General features: G+C 66.0%; 17 protein-coding genes and 1 pseudogene. 7 read left to right on the forward strand and 11 right to left on the reverse strand.

From position 1 onward, the window contains the following. Nucleotides 1-2 precede the first annotated feature (2 nt). A complete protein-coding gene (locus IWH25_RS12795; RefSeq protein ID WP_203386177.1) occupies nucleotides 3-605 on the reverse strand; it encodes a YitT family protein in 603 nt (200 codons plus the stop codon). A 41-nt stretch (nucleotides 606-646) separates the two neighbouring features. On the opposite strand from IWH25_RS12795, the gene IWH25_RS12800 reads away from it, so the two are divergent. Further along, on the forward strand, nucleotides 647-856 hold the full coding sequence (locus IWH25_RS12800) for a SlyX family protein (protein WP_203386178.1): 210 nt from the start codon (nucleotides 647-649) through the stop codon (nucleotides 854-856). Here IWH25_RS12800 and IWH25_RS12805 read toward each other — a convergent pair whose 3' ends face one another. Continuing rightward, nucleotides 857-2,833, reverse strand: coding sequence for a peptidase U32 family protein (locus IWH25_RS12805; RefSeq protein WP_203386179.1), 1,977 nt, complete (start codon nucleotides 2,831-2,833; stop codon nucleotides 857-859). Between the two features lie 160 nt (nucleotides 2,834-2,993). Here IWH25_RS12805 and IWH25_RS12810 point away from each other — a divergent pair, with 160 nt between their 5' ends. Continuing rightward, nucleotides 2,994-3,686 carry a phosphatase PAP2 family protein gene (locus IWH25_RS12810; protein ID WP_203386180.1) on the forward strand — a complete coding sequence of 231 codons (693 nt, stop codon included), beginning with the start codon at nucleotides 2,994-2,996 and terminating at the stop codon, nucleotides 3,684-3,686. Here IWH25_RS12810 and IWH25_RS12815 read toward each other — a convergent pair whose 3' ends face one another. Together IWH25_RS12815 and IWH25_RS12820 are read right to left on the reverse strand one after the other, a co-directional pair. After that, nucleotides 3,687-4,604 (reverse strand): arginase, encoded by a 918-nt coding sequence (locus tag IWH25_RS12815; RefSeq protein WP_203386181.1) that lies wholly within the window; start codon nucleotides 4,602-4,604, stop codon nucleotides 3,687-3,689. A 139-nt stretch (nucleotides 4,605-4,743) separates the two neighbouring features. Continuing rightward, on the reverse strand, nucleotides 4,744-5,280 hold the full coding sequence (locus IWH25_RS12820) for a phasin family protein (protein WP_203386182.1): 537 nt from the start codon (nucleotides 5,278-5,280) through the stop codon (nucleotides 4,744-4,746). A 312-nt stretch (nucleotides 5,281-5,592) separates the two neighbouring features. On the opposite strand from IWH25_RS12820, the gene IWH25_RS12825 reads away from it, so the two are divergent. Together IWH25_RS12825 and IWH25_RS12830 are read left to right on the forward strand one after the other, a co-directional pair. Further along, nucleotides 5,593-6,237, forward strand: a complete 645-nt coding sequence (locus IWH25_RS12825) for a YXWGXW repeat-containing protein (RefSeq protein WP_203386183.1) — start codon at nucleotides 5,593-5,595, stop codon at nucleotides 6,235-6,237. Between the two features lie 784 nt (nucleotides 6,238-7,021). Continuing rightward, a protein-coding gene (locus tag IWH25_RS12830) for an IS3 family transposase (protein ID WP_203386070.1) occupies nucleotides 7,022-8,133 on the forward strand; the annotation gives its coding sequence in 2 pieces (ribosomal slippage) (nucleotides 7,022-7,280 and nucleotides 7,280-8,133; 1,113 coding nt in all). A gap of 23 nt (nucleotides 8,134-8,156) precedes the next feature. Here the strand turns inward: IWH25_RS12830 and IWH25_RS12835 are convergent. After that, nucleotides 8,157-8,549, reverse strand: coding sequence for a hypothetical protein (locus IWH25_RS12835; RefSeq protein WP_203386184.1), 393 nt, complete (start codon nucleotides 8,547-8,549; stop codon nucleotides 8,157-8,159). A gap of 178 nt (nucleotides 8,550-8,727) precedes the next feature. On the opposite strand from IWH25_RS12835, the pseudogene IWH25_RS12840 reads away from it, so the two are divergent. Further along, nucleotides 8,728-8,832: pseudogene (locus IWH25_RS12840) on the forward strand (IS110 family transposase); the annotation flags it as partial. A 2-nt stretch (nucleotides 8,833-8,834) separates the two neighbouring features. Here IWH25_RS12840 and IWH25_RS12845 read toward each other — a convergent pair. Together IWH25_RS12845 and IWH25_RS12850 are read right to left on the reverse strand one after the other, a co-directional pair. After that, entirely contained in the window at nucleotides 8,835-9,113 is a 279-nt protein-coding gene (locus tag IWH25_RS12845; protein ID WP_203386185.1) for a DUF2442 domain-containing protein, read from the reverse strand. Further along, the gene (locus IWH25_RS12850) at nucleotides 9,110-9,406 is read right to left on the reverse strand and encodes a DUF4160 domain-containing protein (RefSeq protein ID WP_238999081.1); all 297 of its coding nucleotides are present in this window, start codon (nucleotides 9,404-9,406) and stop codon (nucleotides 9,110-9,112) included. The genes IWH25_RS12845 and IWH25_RS12850 overlap by 4 nt, the downstream gene beginning before the upstream one ends. Between IWH25_RS12850 and IWH25_RS12855 the strand changes: the two genes are divergently transcribed. Then, a complete protein-coding gene (locus IWH25_RS12855; RefSeq protein ID WP_203389314.1) occupies nucleotides 9,336-9,488 on the forward strand; it encodes a hypothetical protein in 153 nt (50 codons plus the stop codon). The genes IWH25_RS12850 and IWH25_RS12855 overlap by 71 nt on opposite strands. On the opposite strand, the gene ettA is transcribed toward IWH25_RS12855, so the two are convergent. Next, complete coding sequence (ettA, locus tag IWH25_RS12860) at nucleotides 9,478-11,142, reverse strand: energy-dependent translational throttle protein EttA (protein WP_203386186.1); 1,665 nt, start codon at nucleotides 11,140-11,142, stop codon at nucleotides 9,478-9,480. The two genes, IWH25_RS12855 and ettA, sit on opposite strands and share 11 nt — an antisense overlap. Before the next feature lie 173 nt (nucleotides 11,143-11,315). Here ettA and IWH25_RS12865 point away from each other — a divergent pair, with 173 nt between their 5' ends. Next, nucleotides 11,316-11,897 carry a hypothetical protein gene (locus IWH25_RS12865; RefSeq protein WP_203386187.1) on the forward strand — a complete coding sequence of 194 codons (582 nt, stop codon included), beginning with the start codon at nucleotides 11,316-11,318 and terminating at the stop codon, nucleotides 11,895-11,897. Nucleotides 11,898-11,948: 51 nt separating this feature from the next. Here the strand turns inward: IWH25_RS12865 and IWH25_RS12870 are convergent, their stop codons facing one another. From IWH25_RS12870 to IWH25_RS12880, 3 genes are all read right to left on the reverse strand, one after another. Further along, on the reverse strand, nucleotides 11,949-12,203 hold the full coding sequence (locus tag IWH25_RS12870; RefSeq protein ID WP_338022665.1) for a hypothetical protein: 255 nt from the start codon (nucleotides 12,201-12,203) through the stop codon (nucleotides 11,949-11,951). 7 nt (nucleotides 12,204-12,210) lie between these two features. Then, entirely contained in the window at nucleotides 12,211-12,939 is a 729-nt protein-coding gene (locus IWH25_RS12875; protein ID WP_203386188.1) for a proteasome-type protease, read from the reverse strand. Nucleotides 12,940-13,002: 63 nt separating this feature from the next. Continuing rightward, nucleotides 13,003-13,830 (reverse strand): transglutaminase family protein, encoded by an 828-nt coding sequence (locus IWH25_RS12880; protein ID WP_203386189.1) that lies wholly within the window; start codon nucleotides 13,828-13,830, stop codon nucleotides 13,003-13,005. Nucleotides 13,831-13,838: the final 8 nt, after the last annotated feature.

Genomic DNA, 13,838 nt, shown 5'->3' on the forward strand with positions numbered 1-13,838 from the left:
CACTACTGCCCGAAATACCGTCCCGGGCGGTGGTTGATCGTCAGCACCAGGTTCAGCATCACCGCGCCGATCACCGACAGCGCGACCTTTTCCAGTTCGACCGCGTACAGCGCGCCGCAGACGATGAAGCCGTCGGCGAGCATCTGCACCGTGCCGGCGCGCCAGCCGCGCTTCTTCTGCAGGTAGATGGCGAGCACGCCGAGGCCGCCGACGCTGGCCTGGTGGCGGATCAGCATGAGCAGCCCGGCGCCGGCGAGCAGGCCGCCGAGCACGCCGGCGAACACCGGGTCGATGCGCTCGATCGCGATCCAGCGCGGCAGCAGTTCGCTGTAGGCCGAGAGCAGCGCCACCGCGCAGAAGGTCTTCGCCGTGAAGGCGCGGCCGAGCGCGAGCAGGCCGAAGACATAGAACGGGATGTTGATCAGGAAATAGAGCAGTCCGAACGGCACGCCGCTCAGGTAGTGGGCGAGGAAGGTGATGCCGGCGGTGCCGCCGGTGAGCAGCCCGGCTTCGCGGAAGAGGACGATCGCGAAGGCGAACAGCAGCGTGCCGGTGGCGAGCGCCTGCGCGTCTTCGAGGAGGCTGTGGCGGTGGTCCTGGCTCATTGCGTTGTGACGTAGAATCGCTGCTTCATCGAGGAGTTTTCATGGAATCCGCGGAATCCCGCCTGACCGAGCTGGAGATCAAGCTCTCGTACGCCGAGGACCTGGTCGACACGCTCAACCACACCGTCTTCCGCCAGCAGGAACAGATCGAGGCGCTGCAGCGGCAGCTCGCCGACCTGCAGCGGCAGGTGCAGGCGATCCCCGCCGGCGGCGCGCGCAGCCTGCGCGACGAAGTCCCGCCGCATTACTGATCAGGAGTCCGCCCCCGGCCGCTGCCGGTGGAAGACCAGCGGCAGCGCCACCACCGTCGGCGGCGGCGACTGCAGGATGTGCTTCTTCATTTTCCCGACGACGTGCATCTCGCACGGCCGGCAGTCGAAGCGCAGCGTGTATTTCTCGCCGCCCGAGACCAGCGTCATCGGCTCGGCGCGCACCTGGCCCTGCACGCCGGTGACGCCCTTGGCCTGCTTCGGGCACAGGTTGAACGAGAAGCGCAGGCAGTGCTTGGTGACCATCAGCGACACCTCGCCGTCCTCCTCGTGCGCCTCGAAGGCGGCGTCCATCAGCTTGACGCCGTGCTTCGCGTAGAAGGCGCGCGCCTGGTCGTTGTAGATGTTGGCGAGGTAGGACAGCGATTCCTCGGGGTAGGGCGCCGGCGGTTCCACCGGGGCTTTCCGCGGCGGCCGCGCGTAGGCGGCGGCGCGCGCCGCTTCGAGCGCGGCGACGGCGTCGCGGCGCAGGCCGTTCACCGCCGAGGCGGGGACGAACCAGGGCTGGCTCAATTCGAGGTCGATGCGGCGGGCGGCGAACAGCGTCGCGCCGAGCTTGCCGAGGTTCTCGCGCAGCGACGCCGCGGTTTTCTCCGGGTGGGTCGCCGGCGCCTTGTCGGCGGCCAGCCGCGCCTCGGCGCTGACGCCGTCCTCGTCGGTCAGCGTCAGCGCGAAGCCGTCGGCGGTCTCGGTGAACGCCATGTCCACCGCGACGCGGCGCTCGGCCGACTTCCTCGTCAGCGCCAGCTCCCAGGCGTGGTCGCCGTTGCGGTTGATCGCCGTGCCCGGCTTGAAGCCGGGCAGCTGCGAGACCTCGACGTTCGGCTCGATGCGCCAGACCCCGCCTTTCTGCTCGGCGACGTTGACCGGCACGCCGACCACCTCGCGCTTGTGCATGTAGTTGAGGCCGTCGCCGTTGGCCAGCGGCTCTGCGGATTCCATCTCGAACCAGCCGTGGCCGACCTTGGTCACCGTGCCGATGGCCAAGCCGACGAACTTCGGCGAATCGAAGGCGCCGATGTCGGTCTTGCGCTCGTTCACGAAGTAGTCGGTGGTGCCGCGGTGGAAGGTCTTGTCCGGGTCCGGCGTGAAGAAGAGGGTGGTGCGGCCGGCGGACGAGGCCCGGAAGCTGTCGCGGCCTTCGATGATCCGGTCCAGCTCGCGCCGGTAGTGGCCGGTGATGTTCTTGACGTAGCCGAGGTCCTTGTAGCGGCCCTCGATCTTGAACGAGCGGATGCCGGCGTCGATCAGCGCTTCCAGGTTGCTGGTCTGGTTGTTGTCCTTCATCGACAGCAGGTGCTTCTCGAAGGCGACGACGCGGCCCTGGTCGTCCGACAGCGTGTAGGGCAGGCGGCAGTCCTGCGAGCAGTCGCCGCGGTTGGCGCTGCGCTCGGTGTGCGCGTGGCTGATGTAGCACTGGCCGGAGAAGGCGACGCACAGCGCGCCGTGGATGAAGAACTCCAGCGTCACGCCGTCGGCCGCGGTGGCTTCGCGGATGGCGCCGATCTGCTTGAGCGACAGCTCGCGCGCCAGCACCATCTGCGAGAAGCCGACCTGGCCGAGGAACTTCGCCTTCTCGACGCTGCGGATGTCGCACTGGGTCGAGGCGTGCAGCTCGATCGGCGGCAGGTCGATCTCCAGCAGGCCCATATCCTGCACGATCAGCGCGTCGGCGCCGGCGTTCCAGACGTCCCACGCGATGCGCCGGGCTTCCTCCAGCTCGTTGTCGTGCAGGATGGTGTTCAGCGCCACCAGCACGCGCGCGTTGTAGCGGTGCGCGTGCTCGGCGAGGCGGGCGATGTCGGCGATGTCGTTGCCGGCGTTGGCGCGCGCGCCGAAGGCCGGGCCGCCGATATAGACGGCGTCGGCGCCATGATTGATGGCCTCGATGCCGAACTCGCTGGTCTTGGCGGGGGCGAGCAGTTCGAGGCGGTCGGCGAGTGGCCGGAGGTCGGGCATGGGCGGGCGGGGAACGGTGTTGCGGGGGCGCCATTCTACCGCGTTGCGCCGCCGCGGGCGGCTTGGGGGCGCCTCCGGCTTGCTGGTAAGATCGCGGCTCGCCCGTTTCCGTCCTGCCCAATCCCGCCGTCGGCGCCGCCGGCGCCGCGCCGCTCCCCCGATGATAGATCCTGCCGCCGAAGTCCCGTCGCCTGCCGCCGTTCCCTGGTATCGCCTGTGCGCACAGCGCTTCGGCCGCGTGCTGCCGCTTAAGGCGCTCGGCACGACGGCCTTCATCAGCCTGTTCTTTTGGGCCTACCTGCACGTGCTGCACAACCCGGGCGCCGCGGTGACGACGATGCCGACGACGGCGCTCGACGAGTGGGTCGGCTTCCGTCCGGAAGCGTTCTGGCTCTACGCCTCGCTGTGGTTCTACACCTCGCTGCCGCCGGCGCTGACCCGCTGCTGGCGCGAACTGGTCGGCTACGGCGCGGCGATCTTCGCCGTCTGCGCGATCGGCGTCGGCGTCTTCGCCGTCTATCCGACCGCGGTGCCGATGTTCGAGATCGACTGGGCGCTGCATCCCAGCTTCGCGATCCTCAAGCGCGTCGACACCGCCGGCAATGCCTTCCCGTCGCTGCACGTGGCGACCGCGGTGTTCTCGGCGATCTGGCTCGACCGGCAGCTGCGCGAGACCGGCGCCGGCCGCGGCGTGCGCGGCTTCAGCGCGCTGTGGTGCCTGGGCATCGTCTATTCGACGCTGGCCACCAAGCAGCACGTCGCCTTCGACGTCGGCGGCGGCCTGCTGCTCGGCGCCGCGCTCGGTGCGCTGTCGTTGCGCTGGGTGCCGGCCTGGGTGGCGCGGCGGCGCTGATCAGCCGCGCGCCCGTCCCGGCGGCGCGACCGCCGCGATCAGGTCGGCGATCAGGTCGGCGGTGACGCCGCCGCGGTCGCGGTCCGGGTTGTACTCGACGATTTCCAGCGCCAGCAGGCCGGGCGCACGCGCCAGCGCGCGCAGCCCCTCGATCACCTCCCAGGTGCCCAGCCCGTCCGGCTCCGGGCTGCCGACGCCCGGCACCAGCCGCGGGTCGAAGGCGTCGAGGTCCAGCGTCAGGCCGAAGCCGTGCGGCGCCGCGGCGACGATCGCGACCGCCTCGGCGAAGGCGGCGGCGAAGCCTTTGGCCGCGATCTCTTCGGCGCCGATCACGCGCACGCCGAGCCGCTGCAGCAGCTCGGCCTCCTCCGTTTCGTAGCTGCGCGGCCCGAGCACCACCGTATGCGCCGCCAGCAGCTGCCGCCCGGGCAGGCCGAAGCCGAGCAGGCGCTTGTCGCCGCGGCCGAGCAGGCAGGCCAGCGGCATGCCGTGGATGGCGCCGGAGTGCGTCGTCTCCGGCGTGTGGCTGTCCATGTGCGCGTCGATCCAGAGCAGCCCGAGCGGCTCGCCGGCGGTGCGGGCGACGCCGCTCCAGGTACCGATCGCCACCGAATGGTCGCCGCCCAGCACCAGCGGGAACTCGCCGGCCGCGCGCGCCTGCGCGACTGCGTCGGCGAGGCGTGCGCAGAGCTGCGCGATGCGCTCCAGCGGCGAGAGGCCGGGGCGGTCCGGCGCGTACAGCGTCTCGCCCCAGTCGATCAGCGGGTGGTGTTCGAGCTCGTGCCACGCCTGCGAACGGTGGAAGGCGACCGGTCCGTGCTCGCATTCGTGGTCCTGCGCGCCGACGCCGCTGGCGGCGCCGATGATGCGCAGGCGGCGGGGGAGCGACGGGGAACGGGGGGGCGTCGGCTGGGGCATCGGCGGCTCCGGGCAGGGGTAACGCGACATTACTCCAACTCGCGGCGGCCGGCGGCGGTTGACGCCGTCAACGAAAAAACCCGGACGCAGGGTCCGGGTTTTCGGCCTCCCCGCGCACGGGGCGGGCGGTGGCGGCTGCTTAGGCGGCCTTGGCGATCAGCTTCAGCGTCGCGGCGTTGGCGGCGGCGACGTTGGCTTCGATCGTGGCCTTGGCCTGCTTGGCCGACTGGGTCAGCGTCTCGTAGGCCGAATCGGCCTGCGCCAGCGCCGACTTGACGACGGCGACGACCGATTCCGAACCGGCCGGGGCGCTCTTCAGCGACTGCTCGACGGCGGCGGTGAAGGACTTCTTCAGCTCGGCGGCCTGGCCCTCGACGATCTGGGCGATGCCGTTGCCCGACTCGTTGAGGATTTCATAGACGCTGCGCGAGTAGGCGAGGCTCTTCTCGACCGCCGGCTTGGCCAGCGAACCCGGCAGCGAGGTCAGGCCTTGCACGTCCTTGACGGCGAACAGCGCGTTGGCGTTGTCGGCGCTGTCGGCGATGAAGGCACGGGCGGTGTTGATGTTCAGCGCGGCCAGGCGCTCGGCGGTCGCCAGCGAAGTGTTGGCGAAGGTCAGCAGCGACTCGAGGGCGATCTTGCCGGCGGCGGCGAACTGCTCGTTGGTCTTGATCATGGAAAACTCCTGTCTGGGGGGTTGGGATTCGTTACCGGGCAATTCGAAAAACATAATTGCTGCGGCGCACAAAACCGATTATATGGGCGATCGTCAGGATGTCAACAAAATTTTTGCGCGGCGCAGCAATATTCATACGGCAAGTTCGCCGGGGCGTCGGCGCGGCGCGGAGAAGGGCGGAAACAGGCGCTTACAACTGGAAACAATGCGATACCGCTTTCCGGTCGCCGGCCCGGCGCCGGCGCACGTTAGTGGACACAGGATGCGGCGCTGCGGGATTCACCCCTGCCGCCGCCGCCGAGGAGTGTGCACATGAACAAGCGGAAACTGTTGATCGCCGGCCTGCTCGCCGTGCCGGCCCTGCTCGCCGGCTGCGTCGTCGCGCCGAGCGAACCCGTCTATGTCGAGACCGTCCGTGTCGCGCCGCCGCCACCCTACGTCGAATACATCGGCAGCCCGCCGGTGGTCGGCTACATCTGGATCTCCGGCTATTGGAACTGGATCGGCGCGCGCTACGTCTGGGTGCCCGGACGCTGGGTCGAACCGCGCCACGGTCACCGCTGGGTGCCGCACCGCTGGGAGCGCCACGGCGAGCAGTGGCGGCGCTACGGCGGGCACTGGGAGCGCGACGACCATCCTGCGCCGCGCATCATCGAACGGCGCGAGGCGCCGCGCTTCGAGCGTCACGACGATCGCCGGTCCGAGCGCGACGTCCGCCCGGCGCCGGAGCGCAATGAGCGCTGGCGGAACGACGCCACGCCGCGGCGCGAGGCGCAGGTAGTGCCACGAGTCGAGCAACACCGCGACGAAGTACGCACCGAGTCGCGACCCAGCGAACGCGACTTCCGCCGCGACGCCGATGACGACGATCGTGGCCGCCACCGCGGTCGGGCCGACCGGGACGAACGGCCGCAGCGCGGGTGGGAAAGGGGGAACGGGCGAGGGGAAGACAGGTAGCGCAGCTTGTAGGGCGGCGGACAGCGCCGTAGCGTTACTTTTCGCGCAGGTCATCACGTCCTGACTCAAACCAATGGGACTCTACGAAATTCGGGGCGATTCAGCTTGCGTGCCGCTTGGAACGATTGGCGCACCGTGGGCAGATTCCATGTCGGCACGGGCCAACGAGAGCCCACTATCGATGCCGGATATACGACTGCATGCGTTTCCCCGTCGCCACGTCTATCGATCCGTTTCCTTGCGTTCTGGGGGAGTCCATATATGTAGTGTTATGCATTGCGTATTCTCGAAAGATTGTCGCCAATTTCATGAATGGCGGCTCGCAATACCTGCAGACAAATCTTCGCCGTATGTTCCCGCGGAGAGAAGCCCGAGCTCATCTGCTCAAACGGATGTATGTAGTTACGGAAGTCTCTAAGCGAATGGCTGAACTTGTATGTGTCTTGCTGTATCAGGCCCAATTCCTTGGCAACATCGATGAAGCCACTAAGGCTCCACTCATGAAATGGCTTAACTTTCGAACTGCCATCTTTGGGGGATGACTTAGCGGAATTGAATTGCCTTGGGTGCTGAATAGCCAATCCGAGGAGGATGCCTTCAAGTGCGCTTCCCGCCAGAAGTATTACCGCTAGCGGTGAGCCAGAGCTAAAGCACTTTTCAATCTCCTTAATCCTGTGCTGAAGGACATCGGTAATAGCGTTTTCGAGCTTCAGCGCCTGACCTGCCCGGCGATTTTCGGACCAGCTGAAACTTGAGAAGATGGCTTCCTTGAAGAAAGGGAGTCATGAGAAAGAGCCGATTTACGGAAGCGCAGACCGTCGCGATCCTGCGTGAAGCGGACAAGAGTTCGGTTGCCGAAGTAGCGAAGAAACACGGCATCAGCGAACAAACGATCTACAGCTGGCGGCAGCGCTTCGGTTCGATGAATGCCGATGAAGTGAAACGGCTGCGGCAGCTTGAGCAGGAAAATGCCCGGCTGAAGAAGCTGCTGGCCGAACGTGATCTCGAAGTCGAGATCATGAAGGAGATCAACGCAAAAAAATGGTGAGCGCACCCGCCCGGCGCCGGCAGGCAGAGTACGCCAAGGGGCGTGGCCTGTCGGAGCGGAAAGCGTGTGCGCTGACCCGTACGGCGAGATCGGCGCTCCGTTACGAATCACGCATGCAGAAGAAGGACGCACCGGCACTGGCGGCCATGCGCATCCTATCGGCACAGTACCCACGATACGGCTACCGGCGCATTCAGGTCTTTCTCGAACGCCAGGGGCAGCGGATGAGTACTGACCGGGCTTGGCGCCTGTGGCGCAAGGCAGGGTTGCAGGTGCCGCGGAAGCGGCCAAGAAAGCGGATTGCGCTGTCTCGCCCCCGGCCGCAAGCGCCGCTTGCAGCCGGGCAGGTATGGGCTTACGACTTCGTATTCGACGCCTGCGCCAACGGTCAGCAGCTGAAGTGTCTGACAGTCGTCGATGAATACACGCGAGAGAGCCTGGCGATCGATGTCGCCGGTTCGATTCGTTCCGGGAGAGTGATCGAGGTGCTGTCACAACTCATCAGCACGCACGGTGCGCCCAAGATTCTGCGCTCGGACAACGGCCCCGAATTCGTTTCCCGGGCGCTGCTGCGCTGGGCGGCCAACGAGAATCTCGACATGGCACTGATCGACCCCGGCAAGCCGTGGCAGAACGGTATGGCAGAAAGCTTCAACGGCAAGTTCCGGGATGAATGCCTGTCGATGGAGTGGTTCAGGAACCGAACGGAAGCCAAGGTCGTAATCGATCAATGGCGTCAGCATTACAATGAAATCCGTCCGCATTCGAGCCTGGGCAACCAGACTCCGGCGGCATTCAAGAAGCAGTGTCTTTCAACCACCAAACCGGGAGCCATTTTCCAGGAATGAGTGGCCCGAAGAATTCAGGCAGGTCACGCCCGTAGGTCGACGTTCGTAAACTCGCGACTCAGGAACTCGTTCTCTGAATCCTTTGGTTCTCCAGAATCAATCTCGATTTTTTCGAGCTTCTGAAAACCAATGTCAGCTTCTCGTCGAACAACCTTCCATTTGTCGAAGGCAAGGTACTGGTTGAATTCCTTGATTAAGAGATCGAGCTCTTGAATTCGGCCGACGAAATTGACGGGGGAAAAGGTGTTTCTAATGCACTGGTCGAGGGCTGGCGTTCCATTGATCTTTGCCAAACGCTCATCAGTGAAGACCCAGCGCGACGGAAAGCCCTGACCGTATGAGTCGTTGAACCCTAGATCATTGAAGAATTGGACTAGCTTCGGGCCAGAGCGATATTCCGATTTTTCGTTGATCATTTCTCGAAGACATTCGAGTGTCTTTTTACAGAGGATCATCGGTTAGCGGCTCGCGATAGGAAATGCATAACGAATGAAAGGGACTTCCCCGTCCCGAGGTTGCGGCGGCAGCCGCAGTCGGCAACAAGTGCCAGGATGGATTTTCCGAACCTCATCAGAACCACGAAAGGGGAAGTCCATAGCCATTATGACAATCGGCATTGATCTCGCCAAGAACGTGTTCGCTGTTCATGGCGTCGATGAAAACGGCAAGGCAGCGCTGATCAAACCGAAGGTAACGAAGCGTTAAAAAGGGACAGACCACGTTTTTGCTGCTGCCAGATTCTCATGCAGCCACGCCGGGTCCAGATCGGCACCGTTGGGCCAGGTCAGAACACCGAGTTCAACGCTTACCTGGGCAAAGAAGGCTTCGTCCGCCAGCGGGGCGAAAATGCCTGCGTCCGTTGCGTTCTTGATGGCAGAGCAGTCGGCAATGCCGTTGCTGCCGTCTCGGAAGGTGACGGCGAGCCGGTGTCCCGGAAGCACCGAAACCGCCTGCACCGGCCACGGCGCGGCCAGAATCACTCCAGCGGGGGAATTTTCTTGGGTTGCTGCTTGGCTTGGCATAGTTCCCAATCCTCCATCAGTTCCAGACGATGTTCGATGGCCCATTCTATCGTCAGGTTCAATGCGCGCTTCGGCATCGAGCCGCCGATGATCGACAAGGTCCTGATGTCGATCAGGGCTTCCTGCTCGCCATAGAGTGCGTGGAAGTGAGGTGGCGCATGTTCGCGCCAGAATATCTGGATGACGATGCCGAAGAACTGGCTGATCGTTGGCCTTTCGTTCCTGGTAGTCCGGGGAAGAATTGCGGCGATGTTAGCGCGAATGCATGCAACAAAAAACCCGCCGGTCGGAACGGGCGGGTTTTTCTTTGGCGCCGGGCGGATCAGCGCGTGATCGGCCGGTAGCGGATGCGCTTCGGCTTGGCGCCTTCCTCGCCGAGCCGCTTCCGTTTGTCTTCCTCGTATTCCTGGTAGTTGCCGGTGAAGAAGCTCCACTGCGAGTCGCCTTCGGCGGCGAGGATGTGCGTACAGATGCGGTCGAGGAACCAGCGGTCGTGCGAGATGATCAGCGCGCTGCCGGCGAATTCGAGCAGCGCGTCTTCGAGCGCGCGCAGGGTTTCGACGTCGAGGTCGTTCGACGGTTCGTCGAGCAGCAGCACGTTGCCGCCGGTCATCAGCGTCTTCGCCAGGTGCAGGCGACCGCGTTCGCCGCCGGAGAGCTTGCCGACGATCTTCTGCTGGTCGGCGCCCTTGAAGTTGAAGCGGCCGATGTAGGCGCGGCTGGGCATCTCGAACTTGCCGATCTGCAGGATGTCGCGGCCTTCGGCGAGTTCGTCGAATACCGTTTTGTCGCCGGAGAGATTCTCGCGGCTCTGGTCGACGTAGGCCATCTTCACCGTCTGGCCGATCACGACCTCACCCGAATCCGGCTTTTCCTGGCCGGTGATCATGCGGAACAACGTCGATTTACCGGCACCGTTCGGGCCGATGATGCCGACGATGGCGCCGGGCGGGATGCTGAAGCTGAGGTTGTCGATCAGCAGGCGGTCGCCGAAGGCCTTCGACACGCCGTTGAATTCGACCACTTTGTCGCCGAGGCGCTCGGCGACCGGAATGAAGATTTCCTGCGTCTCGTTGCGCTTCTGGTATTCGTAGCTCGCCATTTCCTCGTAGCGGGCGAGACGCGCCTTGCTCTTGGCCTGGCGCGCCTTCGGGTTCTGCCGCACCCATTCCAGTTCCTGCTTCATCGCCTTCATGCGGGCGCCTTCCTGCTTGGCTTCCGTTTCCAGGCGGGCTTCCTTCTGCTCCAGCCAGCTGGAGTAGTTGCCCTTCCACGGGATGCCCTCGCCGCGGTCGAGTTCGAGGATCCACTCGGCGGCGTTGTCGAGGAAGTAGCGGTCGTGGGTGACGGCGACGACGGTGCCGGGGAAGCGGACGAGGAACTGTTCCAGCCACTCGACCGACTCCGCGTCGAGGTGGTTGGTCGGCTCGTCGAGCAGCAGCATGTCGGGCTTTTCGAGCAGCAGCTTGCACAGCGCGACGCGGCGCTTCTCGCCGCCGGAGAGCTTGCCGATCTGGGCGTCCCAGTCGGGCAGGCGCAGCGCGTCGGCGGCGATTTCCATCTGGTGCTCGGTGTCGGAACCGGCGGTGGCGATGATCGCCTCCAGCCGCGCCTGTTCCTCGGCCAGCTTGTCGAAGTCGGCGTTCTCGTCGGCGTAGGCGGCGTACACCTCTTCCAGCTTGGCCTGCGCCTGCATCACCTCGCCGAGCGCGCTCTCGACTTCCTGGCGCACGGTCTTCTCGGCGTCGAGTTGCGGTTCCTGCGCCAGGTAGCCGATGCGCAGGTTCGGCTGCCACTGCACCTCGCCCTCGTATTCCTTCTCGACGCCGGCCATGATCTTGAGCACGGTCGACTTGCCGGCGCCGTTCAGGCCGAGCAGGCCGATCTTGGCGCCGGGGAAGAAGGAGAGGGAGATGTCCTTGATGATCTGCCGCTTGGGCGGGACGACCTTGCTCACGCGGAGCATCGACATTACGTATTGGGCCATGGCTTTCGGGGGAGGTGAATTGCAAAGGGCGCAAGTTTACCCGAGCGCGGGCGCCTTGCGGGGGACTGGCAATCCGGCATTGGCATTCTGCGACGGCTTCCTATACTGAGGGTCCGCCGGCCGAGGCGGCCGGTTCCGCTCCGGTCAGGCGATTCGATTCGCCAAGGAGAAGAATGATGCGGAACACCCTGATTGCCCTGACTGCCGTGGCCGCCGCGTTGGCGGCCGTTTCCCCGCCGGTCGCCCGTGCCGCCGATGCGGCGGCGGCGAAGCCTGCCGCCGACGACCGCAAGTTGATCCGGAGCGCGATGAGCGCGGCGCCGAAGAAGGTTGCGGCCGGCGCCACGATCGTTGCCGCCGGCGCCGACGGCAAGATGCGCGTGCTGCGCGAGGGAAACAACGGCTTTACCTGCATGCCGGACAACCCGGCGACGCCGGGGCCGGACCCGATGTGCATGGACAAGGCGGCGCTGGCCTGGGCCGAGGCCTGGATAAACCGGCAGACGCCGCCGGCCGGCAAGGTCGGCTTCATGTACATGCTCGCCGGCGGCACCGACGCCAGCAACACCGACCCCTACGCGACGAAGCCGGCGCCCGACAACCACTGGGTGAAGACCGGCCCGCACGTGATGGTCGTCGGCGCCGACGCGAGCTTCTACGACATGTACCCGAAGAGCGCGACGCCGGATACTGCGGTGCCCTACGTGATGTGGCCGGGAACGCCCTACCAGCACCTGATGGTGCCGGTCCGCTGAGCGCGGGGAGGGGGCTGAACGCCCCGCTGCGCAAGCCCGGGGCGGTGGCGGTCAGGCGGGTTTGCCAGCCTTCTTCTGCAGCGCCTTGCGGCTGTAGTTCTTGAACACGTAGCGGGCGTCGATGCCGGCGCGTTCCAGCGTGCAGATCGTCGGGTCGTCGTCGTGGCCGCTGAAGTACTCGTCCTCCTGCGCGGCCATGACCATGCGGATCGCCTCGTCGTCGGGGACGGTGTAGATCTCGGTGATCTGCGTCGTCACTTCGTCGAGGTGCTCCTCGTAGCTCATGTGCGGTTTTGCTTTGGCCATTTGGTTCTTATAGCTCCGGGTTCGGCAGTTCGTCGAAGGCCTGGCGCAGCGCCTGGCCCCAACTGTTGCGGATCATCTGGAAGTAGGGGTTGGTGGCATCGATCGATTGCCGCTGCGCGACCTTCAGCGCGCCGGCATGGATCGTCAGCAGGTCGAGCGGCGGGCCGACCGAAAGGTTGGAGCGGATCGTCGAGTCCATCGAGATCAGCGCGCACTTGGCGGCGTCGGCCAGCGGCGTGGTCGGGCGCAGCACGCGGTCGATGATCGGCTTGCCGTACTTCGATTCGCCGATCTGGAAGTAGGGCGTCTCCGGCGTCGCCTCGATGAAGTTGCCGGCGGCGTAGATCGAAAAGAGGCGCGGCGCCTCGCCGGCGATCTGGCCGCCGAGGATGAAGGTGGCGTTGAATTCGATGTTGAAGGCCTGCAGCGCTTCGGCGTCGCGCCGGTGCACCTCGCGCAGCGTGTCGCCGACGTGGCGCGCGGCCTCGAACAGGTTGGGGGCGTTCATCAGCGACGGGCGCGCGTCGGTGGCGGCGATCGCCTCCTGCAGCATCGACACCAGCGACTGCGTGATTGCCAGGTTGCCCGAGCTGAGCAGCACCAGCACGCGCGCGCCGGGCCGCTCGAACACCGTCATCTTGCGGAAGGTGTTGATCTGGTCGACGCCGGCGTTGGTGCGCGAGTCGGAGAGGAAGACGAGGCCCTCGTCGAGCAGCATTCCCACGCAGTAGGTCATCCGGTGTTCCCCCGTTTTTGTCCAGGAACCGAGCCTACACCGGCCGGGGGGCTCCGGCCAAGCTCATTGCTGCGCGGCCTGCTGCGCCTCGCGGACGGCTTTCGGCGAATCGGCGACGACGACCTTGACCTGCAGCGACTCGCCGCTGCCGCCGCGGCGGACGCCGCGCACCGGGCCGGCGTCGAGGTAGTCGCGGCCGACCGCGAGCCGGCACAGGTGGCCGTCGGCGAAGCGCTGGTGCGTCACGTCGCAGCTGAGCCAGCCGTTCTCGTCCTCGAGCCAGGCGTCGGCCCAGGCGTGGCTGGCGGCGTGTTCGCCGTCGGTGAACAGGTAGCCGCTGACGTAGCGCGCCGGGATGCCGAGCGCGCGGCAGCTGGCGACGAAGACGTGGGCCTGGTCCTGGCAGACGCCTTCGCCGAGCGCGAAGGCCTCGGCGGCGGTGTGGTCGACCTCGGTCGATCCGGGCTGGTAGCGCACCTGCTCGCAGACCGCCTGCATCAGCGCCAGCAGCGCGTCGCGGCGCGGGCCGTCGGGATAGTGCTCGAGTGCGAAGCCGGCGATCGCGCCGTCCGGCGTCGCCAGCGGCGAGTCGGCGAGGTAGGCCAGCGGCGACAGGCCGTCGCCGCGCGGCAGCAGCGTCGGCGCGTCGCGCGTCTCGACCTCGCCGTCGACGATCAGCGTGATTTCCTGGTGCGGTTCGGTCAGCGACAGCGTATGGATGGTGTTGCCGTGCGCGTCGCGCTGCTGGCGCGGGTGGCCGGGCGTGCTCAGCTGCCAGTTGAGGATCTGCTGGCTCAGGTCGGAGCGCGGGGTCAGGCGCAGGTGCTGGATGCTGTAGGCGGCCGCGTCGGTGTAGCGGTAGCGGGTGGCGTGGTGGATGTGCAGGCGCATGATGCTCT

Origin of the sequence: Azospira restricta, assembly GCF_016858125.1 — a bacterium.
Taxonomy (GTDB): domain Bacteria; phylum Pseudomonadota; class Gammaproteobacteria; order Burkholderiales; family Rhodocyclaceae; genus Proximibacter; species Proximibacter restrictus.